General features: G+C 60.6%; 19 protein-coding genes, 1 tRNA gene and 1 pseudogene. 7 read left to right on the forward strand and 14 right to left on the reverse strand.

Features of this window, described 5'->3' with window-relative positions; all coding sequences use genetic code 11:
- From V7650_RS16820 to V7650_RS16840, 5 genes and pseudogenes are all read right to left on the reverse strand, one after another.
- Positions 1-206, reverse strand: a pseudogene (locus tag V7650_RS16820) (hypothetical protein); the annotation flags it as partial.
- Positions 207-374: 168 nt separating this feature from the next.
- Positions 375-3,077, reverse strand: coding sequence for a TonB-dependent receptor domain-containing protein (locus V7650_RS16825; RefSeq protein ID WP_335657373.1), 2,703 nt, complete (start codon positions 3,075-3,077; stop codon positions 375-377).
- A gap of 73 nt (positions 3,078-3,150) precedes the next feature.
- Positions 3,151-4,680 (reverse strand): hypothetical protein, encoded by a 1,530-nt coding sequence (locus tag V7650_RS16830; protein ID WP_335657374.1) that lies wholly within the window; start codon positions 4,678-4,680, stop codon positions 3,151-3,153.
- 319 nt (positions 4,681-4,999) lie between these two features.
- Positions 5,000-5,380: a tetratricopeptide repeat protein gene (locus V7650_RS16835; RefSeq protein WP_335657375.1), complete on the reverse strand. Its 381-nt coding sequence runs from the start codon at positions 5,378-5,380 to the stop codon at positions 5,000-5,002.
- Between the two features lie 213 nt (positions 5,381-5,593).
- A tRNA-Cys gene (locus V7650_RS16840) sits at positions 5,594-5,667 on the reverse strand.
- Positions 5,668-5,943: 276 nt separating this feature from the next.
- Between V7650_RS16840 and V7650_RS16845 the strand changes: the two genes are divergently transcribed.
- From V7650_RS16845 to V7650_RS16875, 7 genes are all read left to right on the forward strand, one after another.
- Complete coding sequence (locus tag V7650_RS16845; protein ID WP_335657376.1) at positions 5,944-6,573, forward strand: protein-L-isoaspartate O-methyltransferase family protein; 630 nt, start codon at positions 5,944-5,946, stop codon at positions 6,571-6,573.
- Between the two features lie 20 nt (positions 6,574-6,593).
- Complete coding sequence (locus tag V7650_RS16850) at positions 6,594-8,057, forward strand: TolC family outer membrane protein (protein ID WP_335657377.1); 1,464 nt, start codon at positions 6,594-6,596, stop codon at positions 8,055-8,057.
- Between the two features lie 55 nt (positions 8,058-8,112).
- Positions 8,113-8,607, forward strand: a complete 495-nt coding sequence (locus V7650_RS16855) for a DUF2497 domain-containing protein (protein WP_335657378.1) — start codon at positions 8,113-8,115, stop codon at positions 8,605-8,607.
- Positions 8,608-8,662: 55 nt separating this feature from the next.
- Positions 8,663-10,756 carry a dipeptidyl-peptidase 5 gene (locus V7650_RS16860; protein ID WP_335657379.1) on the forward strand — a complete coding sequence of 698 codons (2,094 nt, stop codon included), beginning with the start codon at positions 8,663-8,665 and terminating at the stop codon, positions 10,754-10,756.
- Positions 10,753-11,136, forward strand: a complete 384-nt coding sequence (locus V7650_RS16865) for a hypothetical protein (protein ID WP_335657380.1) — start codon at positions 10,753-10,755, stop codon at positions 11,134-11,136. Before V7650_RS16860 ends, V7650_RS16865 begins: the two co-directional genes overlap by 4 nt.
- Positions 11,133-11,804 carry an enoyl-CoA hydratase/isomerase family protein gene (locus tag V7650_RS16870; RefSeq protein WP_335657381.1) on the forward strand — a complete coding sequence of 224 codons (672 nt, stop codon included), beginning with the start codon at positions 11,133-11,135 and terminating at the stop codon, positions 11,802-11,804. Before V7650_RS16865 ends, V7650_RS16870 begins: the two co-directional genes overlap by 4 nt.
- A 134-nt stretch (positions 11,805-11,938) precedes the next feature.
- Positions 11,939-14,671, forward strand: coding sequence for a valine--tRNA ligase (locus V7650_RS16875; RefSeq protein ID WP_335657382.1), 2,733 nt, complete (start codon positions 11,939-11,941; stop codon positions 14,669-14,671).
- Positions 14,672-14,770: 99 nt separating this feature from the next.
- Here the strand turns inward: V7650_RS16875 and V7650_RS16880 are convergent, their stop codons facing one another.
- From V7650_RS16880 to V7650_RS16920, 9 genes are all read right to left on the reverse strand, one after another.
- Positions 14,771-15,196 (reverse strand): hypothetical protein, encoded by a 426-nt coding sequence (locus V7650_RS16880; protein WP_335657383.1) that lies wholly within the window; start codon positions 15,194-15,196, stop codon positions 14,771-14,773.
- A 130-nt stretch (positions 15,197-15,326) separates the two neighbouring features.
- Complete coding sequence (locus tag V7650_RS16885) at positions 15,327-17,030, reverse strand: ATP-binding protein (protein ID WP_442955325.1); 1,704 nt, start codon at positions 17,028-17,030, stop codon at positions 15,327-15,329.
- A gap of 108 nt (positions 17,031-17,138) precedes the next feature.
- Positions 17,139-17,909 (reverse strand): TIGR02186 family protein, encoded by a 771-nt coding sequence (locus tag V7650_RS16890; protein WP_442955326.1) that lies wholly within the window; start codon positions 17,907-17,909, stop codon positions 17,139-17,141.
- A complete protein-coding gene (locus V7650_RS16895; RefSeq protein WP_335657384.1) occupies positions 17,909-18,823 on the reverse strand; it encodes a sulfite exporter TauE/SafE family protein in 915 nt (304 codons plus the stop codon). The genes V7650_RS16890 and V7650_RS16895 overlap by 1 nt, the downstream gene beginning before the upstream one ends.
- 102 nt (positions 18,824-18,925) lie before the next feature.
- Positions 18,926-20,020, reverse strand: coding sequence for a hypothetical protein (locus tag V7650_RS16900; protein WP_335657385.1), 1,095 nt, complete (start codon positions 20,018-20,020; stop codon positions 18,926-18,928).
- A 2-nt stretch (positions 20,021-20,022) separates the two neighbouring features.
- On the reverse strand, positions 20,023-21,450 hold the full coding sequence (locus tag V7650_RS16905) for a glycosyl transferase family protein (protein ID WP_335657386.1): 1,428 nt from the start codon (positions 21,448-21,450) through the stop codon (positions 20,023-20,025).
- Between the two features lie 86 nt (positions 21,451-21,536).
- Complete coding sequence (locus V7650_RS16910; RefSeq protein ID WP_335657387.1) at positions 21,537-21,968, reverse strand: hypothetical protein; 432 nt, start codon at positions 21,966-21,968, stop codon at positions 21,537-21,539.
- 53 nt (positions 21,969-22,021) lie between these two features.
- Positions 22,022-22,381 (reverse strand): hypothetical protein, encoded by a 360-nt coding sequence (locus V7650_RS16915; protein WP_335657388.1) that lies wholly within the window; start codon positions 22,379-22,381, stop codon positions 22,022-22,024.
- Positions 22,382-22,456: 75 nt separating this feature from the next.
- On the reverse strand, positions 22,457-22,993 hold the full coding sequence (locus tag V7650_RS16920) for a helix-turn-helix domain-containing protein (protein WP_335657389.1): 537 nt from the start codon (positions 22,991-22,993) through the stop codon (positions 22,457-22,459).
- Positions 22,994-23,032: the final 39 nt, after the last annotated feature.

Below are 23,032 nucleotides of genomic sequence, written 5' to 3' on the forward strand. Positions count from 1 at the left end.
TAGCGGCGCACCTCGAGCAGCGCCGTCGGGTCGGCACCGGCGCGCATCGCGATCGCAGCCCGCTCCCCGTCCATCGCGCGCAGCAGGATGCCGTGGTCGCGGGAGTAGGCGTAGGGAAGATTCAGCCGCAGACCGGGTTGCTCCAAGCCGTCCGGACCATCCGAAGACTTCCCTTCGCCTGCCACGCTGTTGTGTTCTAACGGCATCGATGTCTGCCAGGTTCCAGCCTATGCGTGGCCCGCGCCTGTTCAGGCAAAACCACAGGAAGTCCGCCACGCATCACATTGCCTTTCCATTTCCGTCATTGACCGAAATAGAAAGTTTGTGTGACGCAGCGGCGACTCCTTTTTGACAGTTAGATTACAGATTTCGGGTCAGAAATTCAGGCCGACACTCATCGAGAACCGGGTGCCAAGGGCATAGGCGTTGTTCAGGATTTCCGTCGCGCCGAGGGTTTGCGATTCCTTGTAATCGGTGCCGAGAAGGTTCCGCGCCTCGAACTTCAGTTCGAAATCCTGACCCGCGATATTCATCTGCTCCCGGAGCACCACGTCGAGCTTCCAGCCCGTCCGCTCGATCAGGTCGGGCTGATCCTGCGGTCCACGCGCCGTGACGCGGGGGCTGTTATAGGTAACAAGCACGGTCTGCTGCGACAGACCCTCTTCCTTCTCCATTCCGAATTGCAGGTTTGCAACATGGGTCGACTGGCCGGTCAAGCGATCGCCGTCGTTGAACAGGTTCGATGCGTCAGTGACGGTCAAGGTGACCGGGTTGATCGCCTGGTCACCCGCGGCAACTTGGATGTCCGACTTGGTATAGGTATAGTTGGCCGCAAGCAGGAGGCGCCGGTCCTCGAAGAAGCTGCCACCCAGATCATACAGCGGGAAATATTTCACAAGCTCGATTTCAGCGCCGTACAGCGTTGCCGTTGGTGCGTTGGAAAAGCCGGTGAACAGGGTGCCGCCGCCCTGGACGAAGGCGACATTCTCAATCGGATTGTCGATCTTCTTGTAAAAGCCCGCCAGGGTGATGCGTTCGCCGCGGCCGATGTAATATTCGTAGCGGCCCTCGAAATTGAGCAGTTCGCTATCGGTCAGCAGTGGGTTGCCGATGAATGTGCGGTCGGTGTCGAGATCAAGAAACTGCTGCGGCGCAAGTTCGCGGAACTGCGGTCTGGCTACCGTTTTCGATGCGGCAAAGCGAAGCTGCATGTCGTCGGCAAAATTCCAGGTCAGGGTTCCGGCCGGCAGCCAATAGTCGTTGCTGATACCGGTGGCGACGGAGGCCGACCCCCCCTGCAGCAAAATCGGCAGAACCGACTGATTTGCATCTTCATAACGCACGCCGACATTCAACCGCAGACCGTCTGCCAGCTCGGCATCGAACTGGCCGTAGCCGCCGTGAATTTCGAGCTGGGCCTCATAGGCGGGGACCGATGTCTGCGCAGCCACTTCGCGCAGCTCGATCTGGTGGGTAAAAATGTTGAAGTCCGACAGCAGGAAATCGATCCGTTCCTGGTCGATCGGATTGGGGATGCCATTGACCGGGGCGAAGCGGAAATCGCGCCGCTCGGCCTGGCGATCATTCAGATAGTAGCTGTAGCCAACGGTGAAATTGACCGGAACACCGATATTGGTTTCATAACCGAGATCAACGCCGCCGCCGTAGACATCATCGTTGAGATTGCTGAACTGGACGCGCGCCGACTGGCCCGGGGATGTCAGGTCGTTGACAAAATCCTGGGCAATAATATCATCATAGGCGTAGCTGTAGGTGCGCTGATAGGGTGCGTCGCGCTTGGAGTTGGCCCAGGATCCGCGGATGTCCAGCGACAGTTCGTCGAACTTGAACTCGCCGACAAACTGGGTGGTGAACAATTGCCGTTCGAACCAGCTGGTCCGGCCCTGGTTCAACAATGTTTCCTCGTTGACATTGATCGCGTCGATACCGGCCTTGATCGATGCCTCTTTCGACGTGTCGTGTATATACAGGTTGGTAAAGCGCAGCTTGTGCTCGCCAATTTCCGCAGACAGTCCGAGCAGACCGTTGACGACAATGCGGTTCTCGGTCGCGACAAAGTTGAAATTCTGGTCCGGGCGAAGACCCGGTTCACCGTCGATATTGACGATGCCCTGCGATGTCTGCTGCACGCCGCCGCGCGTTTTCCAGCTGTTTTCAAATCCTGCGGTGGCCACGACGCCGACCAGGGCATCGCCCACGTCGAAGCTCGTGCCGCCGGTGATGTCGGCCGAGAAATTGGCCGGAATATCGGTGTTGCGCTGGATCAGATTGGTTTCGGCATTGTTCAGGCTGGCGGCAAATTGCTGCAGATCCTCGCTGGAGAACGCCGTGCCGACAGCAATCGGGATATTCTGGGAAATGGCATTGGCGAGGCCTCCGGGAATGTCGCGAAGACCATCATCATAGCCGATGATGTCGGTGTCGGAGCCATCATAGGTATAGCCGAGCTTTCCGGTGGTTTCGCTGTCACCACTGAGGCCGATATTGATCTTCAGGAAGGGCTCTTCGGGCGTCGCCTTGGTGGTCAGATTGATAACGCCGCCGCCAAATTCGCCGGGATAGTTGACCGAATAGCTTTTCTGCACGACGGTCGAGGCAATCACGCTGGTCGGAAAAAGATCGAGTGGAACAACGCGGCGCAACGGTTCAGGCGATGGCAAGGGCAAGCCATTGAGCAAAGCCAGGGAATAGCGCTCGCCCAGCCCGCGGACAAAGACGAAGCGACCTCCGACCACACTGAGTCCGGTTACGCGCTGCAAGGACCCGGCGATGTCACCATCTGCCGCGCGCGCGATTTCCGCTTCTCCAAGCACCGATACGACTTCCGAGGTCGCGCGAACAGGATCGGGGATATATTTTCCGCGGACGATGATCTCACCGCTAAAATCGCCACCAGGAGCGGAAATATCGACCGCTTCGTCATCAGCCACGTCATCGTCGGGCTGCATCGTCTCAGCTGGCGGATCTTCGGCTGTTGTGGTTTGCGCATAGGCTGCAGGCGATACCAGGGCGGTGCCAAGGAGCAGGCTGGTGATCATCGCGGTCCGCTTCGTCATCGGATCTTCCTTCATAATGGTAAAAATGGGATGGCGACCGAAACCGGCCACCATCCCATGACAATATTGCTGCTCAACCGATGGTGGGCGACGTCACACAGTCATTGGCGTACAGACCGCAGGTCCAACCCTGGAAGCGCGTATCGTTGGCGTCCCGAACCGCACCGATATAGGAGACATTTTCAAAGAAGCTGTTGACGCTGCTCACCGCGGTCGCGGTGACGCCATTTTCGTTCGCTCCGTTGATGAACGGGAATGCCGCTGCCACATTGCCGAGAGTCGATGTTCCGTTGGCGGTGTTGTTGGCGCCTGCGTTGAAGATCGTCTGGATCTGGGCGACGGTGATATTGTTGTCGTCAACAAATGCCGTGGCGCAGCTCATGAACACCGACTGGAACACCGGTGGACCGTTTTCGTCGCCTGCAGCACCCGCAGCCTGGATGGTGGTCGCGCTGTCGATATCGATACAGGCAGCCGGACTGTTGAAGACACTGTTGTAGAACGCGTAATCGCCACCGCCACGCAGAAGAATGACATGATTTCCGCCGCGCGAGACGAAGGTCACGTTGGCAAGCTTGTGATCCTGGCGTGGTTCGGCATCTTCATCACCGTTGGAATCCGCTTCCATATTGTGATCGCCGCCATTGGCGCGCTGGACAGCCAAGACGAACTGGTTGTGGCCCTTGAAGCCGGAGTCGGAGTCGACCGAGTCATCGTCGATGCCGGTCATCACAAGGTTCTTGCCGTTTACCCGGCCACCGAACCATTCGACACCATCGTCGGAGCTGTTGTGAACCTGGATGTTCTGGAAGAATGTTCCGCGACCAACGCCAGCCATGGTGATGCCGTTGAGCTCGTTGCCCGGGGACACTTCAAAGCCGGGATAGCGCACTTGCATGAAGGACATGCGCCCGCTGGAGTCATTAGGCAAGGTGCCGCCATATACTGCATTGGATGGACCTTCGACGATCGCTTCGCAGTCGGTGCGCGTGCCACCGGGATTGGACGCCCCGCCGGTCGCACAATCGGAAATTGGCGCGCGACCCAGAATGACGATGCCGCCCCACTGACCGATGCTGTCGACACCCGTCGTGCCCTGAATATTCTGGCGCGAGGTGAAGACGATCGGTGCCGATGCGGTACCTTCGGCGAACAATTGCGAGCCGCGATTGACGAGCAGGAAGTCGCCGCCCGACGAACCGAATATCGTGACGCCTGGCTCGATGGTCAGGATGCCCTGGGCGCCGCCATCGACGCCAACTTCAACGCCGCCGGATAGCGAGTAGACGGTGTTGGCGGTGTTCGGCCGCTTCGGCAGCAACAGATTGCCCTGGATGATGCCGGAAACCTGGCAGTTGCGGGCCTGCTCGCCATTGCCGGTCGTGATCGTACCGACATTTGCGGTCCCCGTAGGGCAGTCAGCGGCTGGCGTGCCGGCAGGCGTCGGCGTCGGCGTTGGCGTCGGAGCCGGCGTCGGGGCCGGGGTTGGCAGGACGATGATATTGCCTTCGCCTGGCGATGCGACATCGTCGGCACCACAAGCGGTTACGGCCAGTGCTGCGACACTCGCAAACAGGACAGAACGAATTTGCTTATTCAACATGGGATAGGTCTCCGCAAAAAACTGGTTTGATACGTTCGAATCAAACGATGCGGAATCGAATCAAAAGCTCCCCATCGCCCTCAGGGAAGCGCTCTAGGGGTGGGAAGTGACCCTGCGATGCTGTTTGCGTGACGGTTTGGAGACTCAAATATTACGGATATCTTTCACCCGCTGCGGCAATGGCGCAGATGCTTCCATTGTGAGAATATTGCATCGGGAACCGTTGCGGAACGCGCAAAAAAAAGGGGCCGAATAATCGGTCCCCTTTGCATTATCTATACGGTGCAGCCGGGGAAGAACCCCCCACTGCATATCAGCGCTATCTTACAGCGAACTGGCTGTTCAGATTCTGAAGCGCCTGATCCGCGGCATCGCGGGAACTGACAACCGAACCGTCGGCCAGCACCAGGTCGAAATTCCGATCACTCTTCATCGCCGCCATGAACATGCGGGCGGCGTCGCCGTTGCGGCCCATCCGCGCATAGACCTGGCCAAGATTGATCAGCCGCGCCGGGTCATTGGCATCGACCTTGTCGGTTGCCTCGAGCTGCTGCAGTGCGAGTTCATTCTCACCGGCGACCAAGGCATCATAGCCGAGCGCGCCCTTGGCATAGCCGATTTCGCCCGAATCCTGTGCCATGGCTGGTGTGGCCGTGAGCAAAATTCCAGCTGCGATTCCGATAATTTTAGCGGTTTTCATAGCATCATCTCCAAACTTGATGATCCTTTATTACACTTATATGACAATCGTTGCAACATAAGTGTCATATAATTGTCAAATATCTGTAGCGAGACAGATAATCTGTTATTTCTCAATGGATTGATCGCGGTGCCGACATGGGCGGCCAGCGCGTGGCAGCCACAGCGCGTGCGATCCGCAAGGTCGCGGCAGGGAATGAAGGATAAAAATGTCTGGAGGCCCGACCCGGAATCGAACCGGGGTGCGCGGATTTGCAATCCGCTGCGTCACCACTCCGCCATCGGGCCGGAGAGAGGGCGCGAATTGCTTCGCTTTGCGGTGAAAGTCAACCCCAAGTTGCGTCATCGCTGCCGGACACGCCATTTTCGATATAATCGCCTGAATGTCGCGCAAAAGACGCAGTCAGCGCAAATTCGCCGGAATCCATCTTGGCGCATGCCGCAAGGCAAGCTAGAAGCGACAAAATCCCGCCATAGTGTATTGTATTCATAATACAGAAGTGGCATGGACGTCACAATATTCACCATGAGGACCGACGCTTGGGCCAGGAAAATTTCAAACAGATGCGCAAAGCCATGGTGGTCAGCCAGTTGCGCACCACCGATGTCAGCGATCCGCGTGTCATAGCAGCCATGAGCCACGTCCCCCGGGAAGATTTCGTGCCCCCGGCGCAGCGCAGTTTCGCCTATGCCGACCGCGGCGTACAGATTGGCGAAGGCCGCGCGATGAGCCCTCCTCTCACCACCGGACGGCTGCTGAATGTAGCGCGGATCACGAAAGCCGACCATGTGCTGCTCGTCGGCGCCGGTACCGGCTACACAGCTGCCGTGCTTGCGCAGCTGGCCGGAACGGTTACCGCCGTCGAACAAAATGCTGCTTTGGCAGAAATAGCCCGGAAGAATCTGGCCGAGTTTGACAATGTGACACTGGAACTGGGGAATCACGTTGACGGCTGGGCATCATCTGCTCCCTATTCCGTAATCCTCGTAGATGGACTGGTAGAGCAAATTCCACAAACCCTTACCAATCAGCTGGCAGCGGATGGCAGGATTGCCGTCGCTATCGTCGATGACGGTGTGCCGCGTCTCGCCCTCGGCCGGAGCGCCAACGGCCATGTTGGCTACCAACATTTCGCCGATTGCGGGGGATGGCCATTGCCCGGTTTTGAAATGGCCAAAAGCTTCAGATTTTAAGGCGCCGGGAGAGCAATGAAATGAGTAGAGGTCGCCTTTTCCTTGGAGCAGCAGTCGTGGCGCTGCTGTCCGCACCGGTGCAGGCCGACACGCTGCGCGACGCGCTGATTGCAGCCTATGAAACGAACCCTACCCTGACCGGCGCCCGCGCGTCCCAGCGGGCCATCGACGAAAATGTCGCCATTGCCAAAGCCGACGGCCGGCCCAATGCAACAACCGATTTCAGCTTTCAGGAAAATTTCCTGCGCAGCGCCAACAGCTTCACCGCACCGCTGCGGCAGTCGACCGCCGGCGGCTCGGTTTCCGTCCCGATCTATTCGGGCGGGGCTGTGAAGAATTCGATTCGAGCGGCCCGCACCCGCGTTGAGGCCGGTCAGTTCGACCTCCGCGCCACCGAGGCGAGCATCTTCAGCAACGTGGTTGCGACCTATATGGACGTGATCCGCGATACGGCCATCGTCCAGCTCAACCGGTCCAATGTCGGCGTTCTGTCGGTCAACCTGGATGCCACCAGCGACCGGTTCGAGATCGGCGACCTTACCCGCACCGATGTCGCACAATCGGAAGCCCGGCTGGAAACGGCGAAAAGCGATCTGGAAACAGCGCGCGCGAGCCTGATCCGCAGCAAGGAAAATTATATCGCGCTGGTCGGCCGCGAACCCGGTGACCTCGAGCCTCCGCCGCCGCTGCCGAACCTGCCGGAAACACCCGATCAGGCGGTCGACATCGCCCTGACCTATAATCCAGACTTGCTGGCCGCCAAGGAACGCAGCGACGCAGCCGAATTCGACATCAAGACTGCGCGTTCCGCCAACAAGCCGCGCGTGTCCACTTATGCGCAGGGCCGCTATCTGAACTACCACGGCACGCTCGGCGGCAATGTCGCCGGCACGACCTTCCTGCAGGAACAGTCGACGGCAGAGGTCGGGATCCAGGCGACGATGCCGATCTATCAGGGCGGTCGGCCCGCCGCGCAAATCCGCCAGGCACAGGCGCGTTCCGGCCAGGCCTATGAACAGCAGATCGCGATCGAGCGCGACGTGATCGCGCAGACCCGTGCCGCCTATTCGAGCTGGCGCGCCTCGGAGCGAGTCATCCAGTCTTCCGAACGGGCCGTGGCCGCCGCCAGCCTGTCACTGGAAGGAGTCCGGGCGGAAAATTCTGTCGGCAACCGGACCATTCTGGATATTCTGAACGCCGAACAGGAATTGCTGAACGCGCAGGTGCAGCTGGTCACGGCGCGCCGCAACAGCTATGTCGCGGGCTTCTCGCTGCTCGCCGCCATGGGCCGTGCCGAGGCGCGCGACCTGGGATTGGACGGCGGGCCGCTTTATGATCCGGACGTCAACTATGAGCGGGTCGATGACATCTTCTATGATTATCAGAGCGACCCCAATCCCGAACCGCAGGCCACCAGAACCGTTGACACCCAGGCGCAAAAAGCGGACATAGAGGCGTTGCCGGAGGTGCCGACGCGCCGATAGTCGCGGCGGGCCGGCTCAGGCCCGGCAACGGGGTAGAAGTTTGGGGGTTTCGCAGATGGCTGAACAGAACCGGGAATCGTCGATGGAAGAAATCCTGTCGTCGATCAAACGCATCATTGCCGAGGACAAGGCGATCGATGACGACCGTCCTGCGATTCGCCGCAAGACCGCTCTCAAGCCCTCGCTGCAGGCGGTGCCCGATGTGATGCCAGCGGACAGCGATGAGGCCGAGGAAGAAGTGCTCGAGCTGACCGACGAACTGCCGGAACAGCAGGGTTCTTCGGCGCGCGGCGTATTCGGCGATCGCCGCCGGGAAGAACGGCTGATCGATGACAACAAGCTGGACAGCATGCGCCAGTCGCTCTCCGCCCTGGTCGAGAAAGGGGCGATGGAGCGGCAGCCGATTTCGCCCGCCGGCGGTGGTACTTCGCTGGAAGAAATGACCCGCGATCTGATGCGGCCGATGATCAAGCAATGGCTGGATGCGAATCTGCCCGACCTGGTCGAGGAGCTGGTCGCGCGGGAAATCCAGCGGCTGGGCGACAAATAATCCTGCCGGACTAATCGCATTTGCCTTGTCGGACAGCCATGCTAAACCGCTGTCCATGACAAATTTTTTCAAAACATTCACCGCCGCCCTGCTCACTGCGGGCATTGTTGTTCCAACCCTCGCGGCAGCCCGCCCGATGACCGCGGAAGATCTCGCGACGCTCAAGCGCATGGGTTCGGTCGCCGTGTCGCCCGACGAGAAATGGGCGGCCTTTGATGTCACGGAAACCGAGGCGGACAGCTACGACCGGTCCACCGCGCTCTATCTGCTGGCGCTGGACAAGCCGCAAGCCGTGCCGGTGCGGATCGTCGACCAGCCGGAAAAGAGCGAACACAGCCCCGCCTTTGCCGCCGACGGCAGCCTCTATTATCTCAGCGACGCGAGCGGATCGGAGCAGCTCTGGCGCAGCGACATATCGCCGTCCGGCAAGGCTGGCGAGCCGGTCCGGGCAAGCGATGTCAAAGCCGATATTGCCGGTTTCAAGCTCTCTCCGGCGGGCAACAAGATCGCGCTTTGGGGCGATATTGCGAGGGACTGTCCGACCTTCGGCTGCGAGTCCGATGGGAACCGCGCCGAACCGGGTCCCGGTACCGGGCGCGAATATGACGAATTATTTGTCCGCCATTGGTCGAGCTGGGAAACGCCGGGCAATTACAGCCGCGTCTTTGCGTTTGACCTGAAGGATGGAAAAATCGCCGGCGATGGCGCGGCGCTGGATGGCAAACTGGTCGGCGACAGCCCCTCCAAGCCTTTTGGCGGCGGCGAGGAAATTGCCTGGGTTCCGGGCGAGGAAGGCCTGTTCTTCACGCTCCGCAAGGCCGATGGCAACGAGCCCCTGTCGACCAATCTCGATCTCTACGGTGCCAAGGCGGACGGTACCGAAACGGTCAATTACACCGACGGCAACGAGGCGACCGACACGCTTCCCGCCTTTTCCTCGGACGGCGAATGGCTGGCCTGGGCCGCGATGGAACGACCAGGCTATGAAGCCGATCGGCTGGTGGTCAAATTGCGGCAGAAGGGCAGCGATGAAAGCGAAGCGATTGAACTGACCAAGGACTGGGACCGCTCGGTCGGCTCGATCGTCTGGACACCGGATGACCAGAAGCTGATCGTGACGGCGCAGGAGGTACTGGATCATCCCGCCTTCTCGGTGGATGTCGCGACCGGCAAGGTCACGCGTCTGACCGGCGAGGGCAATGTCGGGACCACGATTCCGCTTCGCGACGGGTCGCTGATCTACACGCTGAACAGCCTGCAGCTGCCGACCGACCTGTACCGCCGCGCAGCCGACGGCACGGTCACGCAGCTCACCAATATCAACGGCCGCGAACTGGACACGATCGACAAGGTCGATATCCAGCGATTCGATTTTGCCGGTGCCGGTGGCGACACGGTCTGGGGCCAGATCATCAAGCCGGCCGGGTCAACCGGCAAGCTGCCGATGGCCTTTCTGGTCCACGGCGGGCCGCAGGGCAGTTTCGGCGACAGCTGGTCGACCCGCTGGAACCCGAAGGTGATGGCGGCGCAGGGCTACGCCGTGGTCACGGTCGATTTCCACGGCTCCACCGGCTACGGGCAGGCGTTTACCGACAGCATCAACAAGGACTGGGGCGGCAAGCCGCTGGAAGACCTGAAGCTCGGCTATGCAGCGGCGGTGAACAGCGATCCGCAGATCGACGGCGACCGCTCCTGCGCGCTCGGCGGCTCCTATGGCGGCTATATGATGAACTGGATCGCCGGCAACTGGCCCGACCGGTTCGACTGCCTGGTCAACCATGCCGGGGTCTTCGACCTGCGGGCGATGGCGCTCAGCACCGAAGAGCTGTGGTTCGACCAGTGGGATCATGGCGGCCCCTGGTGGACCCGGTCCGATCCGGAAAAATGGAATCCGGTGAACAAGATCACCAGCTGGAAGACGCCGACGCTGTTCATCCACGGCGAGAAGGATTTCCGCATCCCCTATACCCAGAGCATCATGCCGTTCACCGTATCGCAGGAGATGGACATACCGTCGAAGCTGCTGATCTTCCCGGACGAGAATCACTGGGTGCTGAAGGGCAAGAACAGCGTGCAATGGTATCGCACGGTGTTCGACTGGATGGGCCAATGGACGCGCATCGAATCAGGCAAGGGAGAGGGTGAATGATGTTTGCGCTCCTGCTGTTGTCCGCTGCGGCGCAAGCCGCAGACGAAGCCCCTGCGCCGCCCGCCAGCGCCGGCCTGTCCGGAAGCTGGACCGTGGACCTGCGGCCTGCCGACGACAGTCCCGTCTATACCCAGCCGATGGAACTGACGATCGCAGCGGACGGCAGCGTTACCGGCGCGTTTTACAATAGCGAGATCAGCGCGGGCCGCTTTGGCAAGGCGCGCGGACGGCAGTGCGTAGCGTTTGTTACCAGCGATGGCCAAGGCGATTACCAGCACAGCGCATGTCTGGTGGATGGCAGGATGATCGGCCAAAGCTGGGCCGAGCACCGCAAATTCCTGCTGCCTTGGACAGCCAGCCGAGCTCCCGAAGCCAAATGACCTTTTTCCCGACCGAAGAGCGCGGCGGCACGATCATCATCACGCTGACCAATGGCGAGCGCAACACGCTCAACCCGGATCTGCTGGAGGAAGGCGCGGCGGCGCTGCAGGCGCTGGCCGCCAATCCGCCGGAAACGGGCATCGTCCTGACCGGTGCCGGCGCGCATTTTACCTGCGGCATGGATACCAAGATTGCCGCATCGCTCGACAAGGCGGGCCAGAAGCGTGCGGTAGCGGGGATTAATGAATTTGCCGCGGCGCTTCACCGCCTGCCCTGCGCGGTCGTTGCCGCGGTCAATGGCAATGCGATCGGCGCGGGCGGGATCATGATGCTGGCCTGTGACTGGGTGCTGGCCGCACAGGGCGACTACAAGATCGGTCTGCCGGAAGCCAAGGCGGGCCTGCCTTTCCCGGCGGTGCCGCAGGCGATCCTGGATCACTGGCTCGATCCGGTGTGGCGGCGGCGGCTCGCGCTGTCCTCCCACCTGCTCAACCCGGCAGAAGCGCTGACCGCGGGGCTGGCCGACGAACTGTGCATGCCCGACCAGCTGCTCGACGAAGCGGTGATGCGGGTGCAGGGGCTGAGCGGGCAACCGGGGTTCCGGGCCTGCAAGCGCCAGCTCCGGGCGAAGGCCAATGCCGAGATTGACGGGATATTAGCCCACTGAGCCATCGTCATTGCGAGGAGCGAAGCGACGAAGCAATCCAGCGCCGTTGTCAGCGACGCTCCGGATTGCTTCGCTACGCTCGCAATGACGATTAGGGTGTTGTTTCCCGCGGAAACCAATGCCAAAGGCACTCCATGACCTTAGACAAAAATTTCGACCCCGCAGCCATCGAGGCGCGCTGGTATGAGCATTGGGAAAACAAGGGCCTGTTCCGTCCCGAGCGGGACGATCGCGAGCCCTTCACCATCGTCAACCCGCCGCCCAATGTCACCGGCAGCCTGCATATCGGCCATGCGCTGGACAATACGCTGCAGGACATCATCATCCGCCATGAACGGATGAAGGGCAAGGATGCGCTGTGGGTCGTCGGCATGGACCATGCCGGCATCGCGACCCAGATGGTGGTCGAGCGGCAGATGAACGAGCGCCAGCAGAAGCGCACCGATTTCACCCGCGACGAATTCGTCGCAAAGGTCTGGGAATGGAAAGAGGAAAGCGGCGGCACGATTACCGGTCAGCTGCGTCGGCTCGGCTGTTCGATGGACTGGTCGAACGAGCGGTTCACCATGGACGACGGCATGAACGAGGCCGTGCTCAAGGTGTTCGTGGATCTCTATAATCACGGGCTGATCTATCGCGACAAGAGGCTGGTCAACTGGGACCCGGCGCTGAAAACCGCGATTTCCGATCTCGAGGTCGAGACGGTCGATGTGAAGGGTCATTTCTGGCATTTCAAATATCCGCTGGCCGATGGCGTGACGCTTGCTGACGGGCGCGACTATATCGAGGTGGCGACGACCCGGCCGGAAACGATGCTGGCCGACATGGCAGTGGCCGTTCACCCGGATGACGAGCGCTACAGGAGCGTGATCGGCAAGGAAATCGAGCAACCCATTACCGGTCGCAGGTTCAAGATCGTCGCCGACGAACATGCTGATCCGGAACTGGGATCGGGCGCGGTGAAGATCACGCCCGGCCATGATTTCAACGATTTCGAGGTCGGCAAGCGCGCCGGATTCGCAGCCGGCGAGATGCTCAACATGCTCGATGGCGAAGCCAATGTCTGCCAGACATCGGATGGCCTGGTGCCGGATGAATATATCGGACTGCACCGGTTCAAGAAAGATGGCGTCGATGGCGCCCGCGAACTCGTGGTGCAGCAGATGAAGGAACTGGGCTTCCTGATCCCGCATGTCGCCAAATCCAAGGACGGCGACGAGACCGAGCTGGATGCCGAACCCCGGACCATCGCGACGCCCTTTGGCGACCGCGGCGGGGTGGTGATCGAACCGTGGCTGACCGATCAATGGTATGTCGATGCCAAGACGCTGGCGCAGCCTGCGATTGAAGCGGTCAAGTCGGGCGCGATCGAGATCGTCCCGAAAAGCTGGGAAAAGACCTATTTCAACTGGATGGAAAATATCCAGCCGTGGTGCGTCTCCCGCCAGCTCTGGTGGGGGCATCGGATACCGGCGTGGTTTGATCAAAATGGCAAAATCTACGTCGCGGTGGACGAGGCCGAAGCGCAGGCGCAGGCCGGCTCCGGCGCTACACTTTCCCGCGACCCCGACGTTCTCGACACATGGTTCTCCTCCGCGCTCTGGCCATTCGCGACGCTTGGCTGGCCGGAAAAAACCAAAGACCTCGAGCGTCATTATCCCAATGACCTGCTGATCTCCGGCTTTGACATCCTGTTCTTCTGGGACGCGCGGATGGCGATGCAGGGAATCCAGTTCATGAAGGAGGTGCCGTGGAAGCGGCTCTATCTGCACGGGCTGGTGCGGGCCGAAGATGGCTCGAAAATGTCCAAGTCCAAGGGCAATGTCGTCGATCCGCTAGGGCTGATCGATCAATATGGCGCCGACGCGCTGCGCTTCTTCATGGCGGCGATGGAAAGCCAGGGCCGCGACATCAAGATGGATGACAAGCGGGTCGAGGGCTATCGCAACTTTGCGACCAAGCTGTGGAACGCGTCTCGCTTTTGTGAGGTCAACGGCATCGGCGCGAGCAAGACGCTCGCCGCGCCGGAAGCGACCCTGCCCGTCAACCGCTGGATTATCAGCGAGGTTGTGGAAACCCAGCGGGCGCTGGACAAGGCGCTGGCCGACCTGCGCTTCGATGCGGCGGCGAACACCATCTATCATTTTACCTGGGACCGGTTCTGCGACTGGTATCTGGAACTGATCAAGCCGGTGTTGCAAGGCGAAGAAGCCAGTGCAGCAGATGAAACCCGCACGGTTGCCGGGTGGGTGCTCGACCAGATCATCGTCATGCTGCACCCGTTCATGCCCTTCATCACCGAGGAATTGTGGCATGCGATGGCCCAGGACAATGGCGGTCGCCCATATGACCTGATCGTCGCCAGATGGCCGGAACCGCAGGCAGAGGTGGACACCGAAGCGAAGGCTGAAGTCGACTGGCTGATCAAGCTGGTTTCCGAGGTGCGTTCGACCAAGGTCGAACTCAACATCGCGCCCGGCACCAAGATGACCGCGCATGTGCGCGACGGAGACGACAGTTTGCAAGCCAAGATTGCTCGCCAGAATGCGGCTCTCGACCGGGTTGGGCGGCTGGAGGCGATCTCCTTTGATCCGGCGCCGGAAGGCGCCTCTGCACAGATCGTGGTCGATGGTGCCACCTATATACTGCCGCTCGCTGGCGCGATCGATGTTGATGCGGAAAAGGGCCGGCTGACCAAGGCGCTGGAAGCCGCGCAGAAGGAAGCCAAGTCCCTGTCCGGACGGCTCGGCAATCCCAATTTTGTCGAGAAAGCCAAGCCGGAAGCGGTCGAGAAAGCCCGCGCCGACCTGGCCGACAAGGAAGCGGAAGCGGAGCGGCTGCAGGCGGCGATCAGCCGGCTGGGGTGACGGTGCTCCTGCGCAGGCAGGAGTTCATCTCCAGCAGCTCCGAACCTGGAAATATCGGGAGATGGGTCCCCGCCTTCGCGGGGACACCCGCTATATCGCCTAGCTTGCGTCGCCGCGACGCATCTTCTCCGCGCTGTCGCGCATTTTCGCGGCGCCTTCGCGCATTTTTTCCGCACTGCGACGCATCTGGGAGGCTTTTTCCAGCAATTGCCGGGCGGTAACCTTCCCGCCTCGCTGTTCATTCTGCCGGGCCGCTTCGCGCTCGCGGAATACGGCGTCGGTTTCCAGCCGGTCGGCATAGGCTTCCATCCTGTCAGCCCCCCGCAGCATTTCCTCGGCACCCTTTTCCATGCCGACAGCGCCCTCGGCCAGGCCGGCCTTCACCTGAGCCCTGATATCGCTGGCCAGCGTTTCGCTCCATTGCTTGTGATCGGGTTGTCTTGGCTCGTGGGCCTGAGCTGTTGTCCCCGTCCAGAACGACGCGGCGACAACGGCTAGCCCGAAAAACTTGCGATTATCCATCATCAGATTCTCCGTATCAGCAGACCACAGCGATTGTGCGATCTATTGACTACGGATGTAATCTATAGACGGAATCGAACCAGCAGCCATCGATCAAACAGCGACGGATGTGGACAAAATGCAGTGCTGCGGGCTAACGGCCCTGGGCGCGCCAGCGTTTGATGACCCGCTGGATAATCTCTTCCTCTCCGCCATGTTCACGCCAAAGGTCCGAAAATACCGGATCCTCGGAGGCGGGGCGGCGTTCCTCGGCTAGTGTATCGAGCGATACGCGGATCGGAATCGCGACGCCTTCGCCGCAGCAGATCACCTCGCGGTTGCGCAGCGCAGGAATGGAATCGAGAAAGCCGCGCGCGCCTTCCGGCATCGCGGCCTTGACGAAGGCCTGGTCGCGGTCGTTGTTCAGGCGCATCGACAGGATCGTGCCGCATTGCGACAGCACGCCTTCGGCGAGATCGGATGGGCGCTGCGTGATCAGACCGAGAGAGACACCGTATTTGCGGCCCTCCTTGGCGATCCGGCTGAGGATATCACGGACGCTGCTTTCCTCGGCGACATCGTCGTTGGGAATGTAGCGATGGGCTTCCTCGCAGACCAGCAGCATCGGCCGCTGGGGTTCGTTGCGAGCCCAGATCGCATAGTCGAAGACCAGCCGGCTGAGCACCGATACCACGGTTGGCGTGATTTCGGACGGCATCGCCGAGACGTCGATGATCGAAATCGGCTTGCCCTCGGACGGCAACCGGAAAATCTTGGTCAGGAACGCGGCCATCGTGTCGCCGACCAGCATGCCGGAAAACATGAAGCTGTAGCGCGGGTCGGCCTTGATCTCGTCGATCTTGCTTTTCAGGCGCTGGTAGGGCGCGCTGTTGGTCGCCTTGTCCAGCTTGCCCATCTCGTTCTGGAGAATCGTTGTCAGATCGGACAGCAGATAGGGTACCGGAGAATCGACCGTCAATTTTGCGACGCCGGCAGAGGCCTGGTTCTTGGCCTTGGCCGCCAGCAGGCATTTTGCCAGAATATCGCAGTCCATCTGCTTGGCGTCACCGCGCGACTGGACGAACACTTCGCAATGCTCGCGGAAGTTCATCAGCCAGTAAGGCAGATTGAGATTGTTGACGTCGAATACCTTGCCATTCTGCTTGAATGCAGCGCCATATTCCCCGTGCGGATCAATCATGATGATATGACCCTCGGGCGCCAGATCGCATATCTTGTGCAGGATAAGCGCCGCCGAGGTCGACTTGCCGGTACCAGTCGAACCCAGCAGGGCGAAATGCTTGCCCAGCATGGCATCGACATATAGCGCACCCCGAATATCGTCGGTCGGATAGACGGTGCCGATTTCGACATTAGCGCGACCGTCCGACGCATAGACCTGCTTGAGATCGGCCGTGGTCACGGCATAGACCATCGAAGCCGGGGTCGGGTAGCGGGTCACGCCGCGGCGGAAATTGTAAATCTGGCCGGTCAGCTTTTCCTCGTCGCCTTCACCGAGAAAATCGATTTCCGCAACCACCAGTCCCGACTGTCCCTCATAGAGGCGTTGCGTCCGGATATTGGCGAGCAACCAAGTCTGGCCGACGCGGATCTTGACCTGGCTTCCGACCTGACCCGCCATCTGGACGGTCGGATCGGGGTGATCCAGCAGCCCGGCGAGGACGGCGGTATCCATCACAATTTTCGAGCCCGACCCGGCAATCTCGATTGCTTCGCCGATCTGATGACCTTCGGTGCGCCTCGGGGTCGCACCGCGGTCGGCCTCGACCGGCGGATGAATTTCAGTCACGCGATCCGGTATCGTGCCGGGGAAATTGTGGGAACCCATGTCGGACATGCCGTTTTCCTGTCTTGCTATGAAAGCCCGGACTAGTCGATCATGGTTAAGGAAGATTTACCGGCAGAACAGAGAGGAAAGCGCAGGCGGATCCGGCGCAAACGCTTTTCACATCTTGCGGAAGACATAACCGGCCGACCATCCCAGGAACACCGAGATGAAGACCGCGATCAGGCCGTAGAGAAAGCCGTTATTCTGCGACAAATTGGTGATGAAACGCCCCATCCCGATCTTCTCGATCGTGATCTCCTTCACTTCCGCCGCCTCGACCCGACCGTCCAGGATCAGGAAGGTTTCGGCGGTATAATCTCCCACCGGAACGCTTGCGGGCAGATTGATTCGCGCCTGGTACAGCACGCTGTTGGTAATCTTGACGCTGTTCGGCAAGTTCTTGAACAGATTGCTGCGGCTGTTCAGGTCGACCAGACCGCCGACGAAACGATCCAGTTCGCGGCTGTCGATGGCACCGGCCGGAGAAAGCTGCAAATGGTTCAGCCCCAGTTCGTAAATGTCGGCCGTCTTGCCATCGACGATCTGATCGATCGGTTTGGAGGAGGCCACCGCGTAGAAGCCCGGCGCCGACCGGAATTCGCTGCTCGCCGCGTTGATCCAGATACCGGCGATCTTCTGTTTCTCGCGCACGACGATCGATTCAACCGGTCCCTTGAGGACAACCACAATGTCTGCCTGATCGGTGTTGCGGGTCCCCGGCGGATAGGTGATCGCCCCGAACAGCAGCAGCTGGGCGCCGTTGAAATCGCCCCTGATACTGATCCGGTCCTGCGAGACTTCCGGTACCAGTATCGGGGTCGCCGCCATCGTCAGCGCGGCGACGGCGCATATTGCCAGCACCCGGCGCCAAAGTTCTGCCGGACGGATCACAGGAGCTGCACCGTATAAATCTCGTCGGGCTGGAAGCCGAGTCCCAGCGCCATGCGCAGCGCCACGAGCAGCACCATGGTGGCGAGGCTCAGCCGCAGATATTCCGGTCGCATGCGCTGCGCGAATTTGGCTCCCAGTTGCGCCCCGGTGACGCTGCCGATCAGCAGCAGTCCGGCCAGTATGATGTCCACCGCACGCGTCGTCATGCTGTGCATCATCGTTGACGCGATGGTGACAAACAGGATCTGGAACAGCGACGTCCCGACCACCACCTGCGCCCCCATGCCGAGCAGGTAAAGCATGGCCGGCACCATGATGAAACCCCCGCCAACCCCCAGCAACATCGTCAATATGCCGGTGAGAAGGCCGAGTATGAATGGCGCGATCGGCGATATGTAGAGGCCGGAGCGGTAGAAGCGCCACCGGAACGGCAGGTTGGCGACCAGCGGGTGATGACGCCGGTTGCGTGCCGGCAGCGGCTTGCCGGCGCGCACCGCGCGGACGCTCTGCAGCGATTCCTTGAACATTAGGCCACCGATGCTGGACAGCATCAGGACGTAGAGAACATTGATGACGGTGTCGATCTGGCCCCATCGCTGCAGGATCTGGAACAATCCGGTCCCGATGATCGTGCCAACAATGCCGCCGGCGACCAGAATTGCACCCATCCGGAAATCGACACCCTTGCGGCGCATATGGGCGGCGACGCCGGATATGCTGGCGCCGGTTACCTGGGTCGACGCGGAGGCGGCGGCAACCGTCGGCGGTATTCCGTAAAAGATCAGCAGCGGCGTGGTCAGAAACCCGCCGCCAACGCCGAACATGCCGGACAGGATCCCCACCAGGCCGCCAAGCAGGACAATGACGAAGGCATTGACCGAAAGATTGGCAATAGGGAGATAAATATCCATAGAGCGACCGGACTAATCGCTTTTTGCTGCGGGATAAAGAGCGATACCATCCGGAGGGCAATAAAAGGCGCTTGCGGCGAAACGGGTGCAATCCCGGCCCGTCTAGAAGCTGGTGGATATCGTGAGTGCGGCTCCGCTTTCCGGCCGGGCATTGCCCGCGATCCTGACGCGCCCGTCGACCGATATCCTGGCCAGCCCCGACCGCAAGGGCAGCTTCAGATTCACGCTTGGACCGAGGTCCAGTCGCGTTATGCCCCGCTGCCCTCCGGTCCAGAGCCCCACGCCGGCGGAGAGAGTCTTGCGGTCCAGTTCTACAATCGGACGCTGCACGGATGCGGACGCGTCGAAAAAATAGCTGTTGTCGCGACCCAGAACATAGCCCGCTTGCGCGTAGGTCTCGAGCGCCAGTCGTCCGAGGATCGGGTGCGGCCCGCTGCCCCCCGTTGCATAGAGCGCAGTACCGGCCGCCTTTCCGGACTCGACATCGAAGCGTTGTTCCGCGTGCAGTGCGACGGGCACCTCTGGTACTGGCTGGACGCGCATGCCCAGCGCAATCTCCTTCTGGCTCCATGGGTCCAGCGCGGCCGAGGCGCGGCCATATATCGCGATTTGCGGACCCGGGGCGTCCCGCAGGCTATAGGACAGCAGCGCACCCGCCTGGCTGCGGCCATATTGACCGTTGGCGATGGCACCGGCATCGTTGCTGCCAGCAGGCGACCTGTCCGGGCGCAGATATATCCAGAGATAGGCCGACAGCCTGCGATCCGGGCGCAAGGACCGCGGATAGGGAATCGGGGGCAGTCGTGGAGGCTGCGCGGCTGCAGCGGGACGATCAAGCCGGAACGATGCCTTCAGGACATAATTGCCGCCAGCCGCACGGCCTTGCCATGGAGAAAAGCCGGTCGGCGCCGTGCTTGCTGCTGCCGGTTCCCGTCCATGCAAAGCAGGATCATCCACCTTGCGGAGGGACAAGCGCGGGTCCTTTGGCGGGCGCGTGCCGTCATGGTCCCGCGAAGAGATATCGGCCTGTGGCGGTTGGGCTCCCAACTGTTGATGACGCGCCGAGCCGACGATCGGGTGCGGCGATGCCCATGGCGCATGAACCGCACCGTTCCAGGAAAGGACACGGGCAAGGATCCAGATCGCGGTCACTCCCGCCATTGCTCGTAATGGCGCACCGGCGGCCAGACCCGGCAAGGTCAGTCGCCTTTGTCCGCAGTATATTGCGGTCTGAGTTGCTTGACATCCTGTGCGGCCGGAAAAAAATGACTGGTCTTGTCCCAGCGCGCGGGGCTGCCGGAAAGCTGATCGATATATTGACCGAAGGCGCGCCACACCGCCATGATGTTGATCAGGTTGGCGACGATCGTGCGCGGAACCGACAGAATCGCTTCGCGCAGCCCGTAGAGGGCGAAGACAAAATAGCATTTCATCGACAGGCGCCACAGCAGGAACACCGCATTCAGCAACAGCAGCCATCGCAAGGCAACCGAAAGCGGCTGGGCGCGGTAGCCACCCATGATGTCGGCGAGCTGCAAGGCGCCTGTCAGAATGATGCTGACATAGGCGATGGCGAGCACGATCGCCGCAAAGCTGGCCTTGCGATCACGCAGTCGCATCCAGTTTTCGCACCACCCCTTGTGCCATCCGAGGCGATCCCATCCCGACAGCGAAATGCCTACCATCCAGCGGCTTTTCTGGCGAATGGCATCCTCCAGCCTGTCCGGGAAAAATTCCTGGGTTGCGACCAGCTGCCCGTGCCGGTCCCGCAACCGCGCGAAAATGCCGCGCCTGGTGCCGCCGATGAGGTGAAGCCCGAGTTCATAGTCTTCGGTCAGGCTATTGGCGTCGAACGGCTTCCCCTGCGTTTGCGCCGCCAGCTTATGCAAGCCATCCCGAGCGAACGCGCAGCCGACGCCAGCCGACGGGAGCGAAGCGCCCAGCGCGCCGCGGAGCACCATCTGCTTGCCGTGCAGTTCGGCAAATTCATCGCCATAATGACCCGCCACCCAGCGCGATCCCTTGGCGCGCCGCGGAATGACGGGCAACTGAACGAGCGCCGCTTTGCCGATCAGGTGCCCGAACAGCGTCAGTGCGTCGGGATGGACGATATCCTCCGCGTCATGCAGGATGATCGCGGCAAAATTTGACCTTTCCTCGATCTCGTCGCGACACAGCGCGTCCCACAGGTGATTCAAACAGTCCGCCTTGGTCGTCGGTCCGTCTCGGTGGCACATCACAATTCGGACCTGGCCGCTGCCAATCGAGGCCTCGGCCACCGCGGCCACGGTTTCGGGATCGTTCGGATAGCATCCGACATAGATCCGGTAACCGCTGCTCGTCCATTGCCCAAGACAGCGCTGCAGCATCGCGCCGATCACCGGCGCCTCCTTCCACGCCGGCACGAATATTGCCATGCGACATTCTGTCGGGGTCGCGCCCAGATTTTCCACGGTTGCCGGCGCCAGCGCTGAACGCGGAAAAAGGCGGCGCTTCAAGCCGTGGAACATCCACAGGCCGTCGAACAGCAGATCATCGACTGCGCCGAGCAGGAAGGCCAGGCTGGCGAACAGCAGCAGTTCCTTTTGCAGCAAATCGAGAAACGGAAGAATTTGATAGCTTGCCATGGACACACTCCGCCGGCTGGCAAAAGCACCGCTGCTGCCGGAAAATTGAGACAGGACTATTGCCAGAAGCCTCGGCTGGACTGGTGCTATCCAGGCTGGATTGCGCCCGTCCGTGCCACGGCTACGTTTTCATGGGAGCCGATCGCCAACGCCAGCAGCATGGGATAGGCCCAGAACACCGCCCCGGTCGCAAATGCCCAAGGTGTGATCTGCGGTGCAGCCATGACCGCGCTGTGAATTGTCACTGCGAGCAGGTGAAATGCTGTTGACCATATTGGCCAGAAACGATCGGATTTTAAAGTCAGACAGATCAAGGCACAGAGCGCGATCACATCTATCACGAATATTTCCTCTTCCACGTTCCTCCATGGAGTTCCCAACAGCTGTCCCACAGCGAGCGAAGACAGTGAACCGACAATCATAATGATCGCTCCGATATGTTCGGTACGACCACCTCGAAGAATTGCATATCCGCAGCAAGCCAAGAGAAACAGGTAATAGACACCTGCCCAAATCATCTTTGGGAATGCAATCCTGAGCGCTTTTCCGAACCCATGTGTGAGAACGGTGCCTACGCTGCGTGATCGACGATTGGCACGATGTTTCTTTCTATGCCTTGAGCAGCCATTGGCGGCTTCATATCACCGCTCCCCATGGCCATGGCTTTCAACCCGATCTGATCGCGTGTGTCTGCCAGATTGTTGTGGGTTTCGACCAGATGTCTGCGCGCCTCGATCAGGCTCGACAGACTGTCAGCCGCTGCCGACAAAGCCTTCTGGCCCACGACCGCCGACAGATGCGCGTCCATCCTCGCGACCGGCAGATAGCCAATCAGATCGGACAGGCAGCCGATCGCCTTGTCCACCGCCTCCTCGGCGGTTTCCAGTTTTCCTGCCACTATCTTGGCTGCATTTTGTCGCTGTTTCAGCATGATCGCTCCTTTCTCAAAACAAAACAACCCGCAAAGCTTGGATTCCCACCTGCCTGGCCGATTCCTATCGCCGGGTCAGCCCTTCAGCCTGGACAGCGCCTCCAGTCCCGATATCAAACCGCCAAATGACAGGGCGGCTCCAATCGCGATCGCCAGGATCCATCCCAGACGTTCCATCGCGGCAAGACTGTTCTTCTCGCCCCGATGCCGTGGAATGGGAAGCGGCCGGTGCCTGAATTCGGATTGCTCCAAGGCTATTCCGGTACCGCCGCTGTCCGCATCCACACCATCATCCGGCAGGCTGGCCATTCTGCTTCTGTTGCTCGCCGATGACGCACCCTGTTCACCACTTTCGCCGGGAGGTTCAATCGTGGATGGTTGATATATCAACGGGTGATATGAAGACTGCGGGTCGAGGGCAGCAAAGGTCCGCGCCGCTTCAAATCGTGAGCCGGCATCCAAAATGCGCATGGCGGTGCGCAGTCGTTGATCGACAGTGTGCGGAGACACCCCCAATTCCCGCGCAATTTCCTTGGAATTGAGATGCCCAAGCACCAGACGCAGACAATCGCGCTGACCGGCGTTCAGCTTGTCCATGGCCGCACGCTTCATGTCAGGAGATGCCAATCGTGCAGGCGGATGCGGTTGCGG

It is taken from the genome of Parasphingorhabdus sp. (genome assembly GCF_036964565.1).
Taxonomy (GTDB): Bacteria; Pseudomonadota; Alphaproteobacteria; order Sphingomonadales; family Sphingomonadaceae; genus Parasphingorhabdus.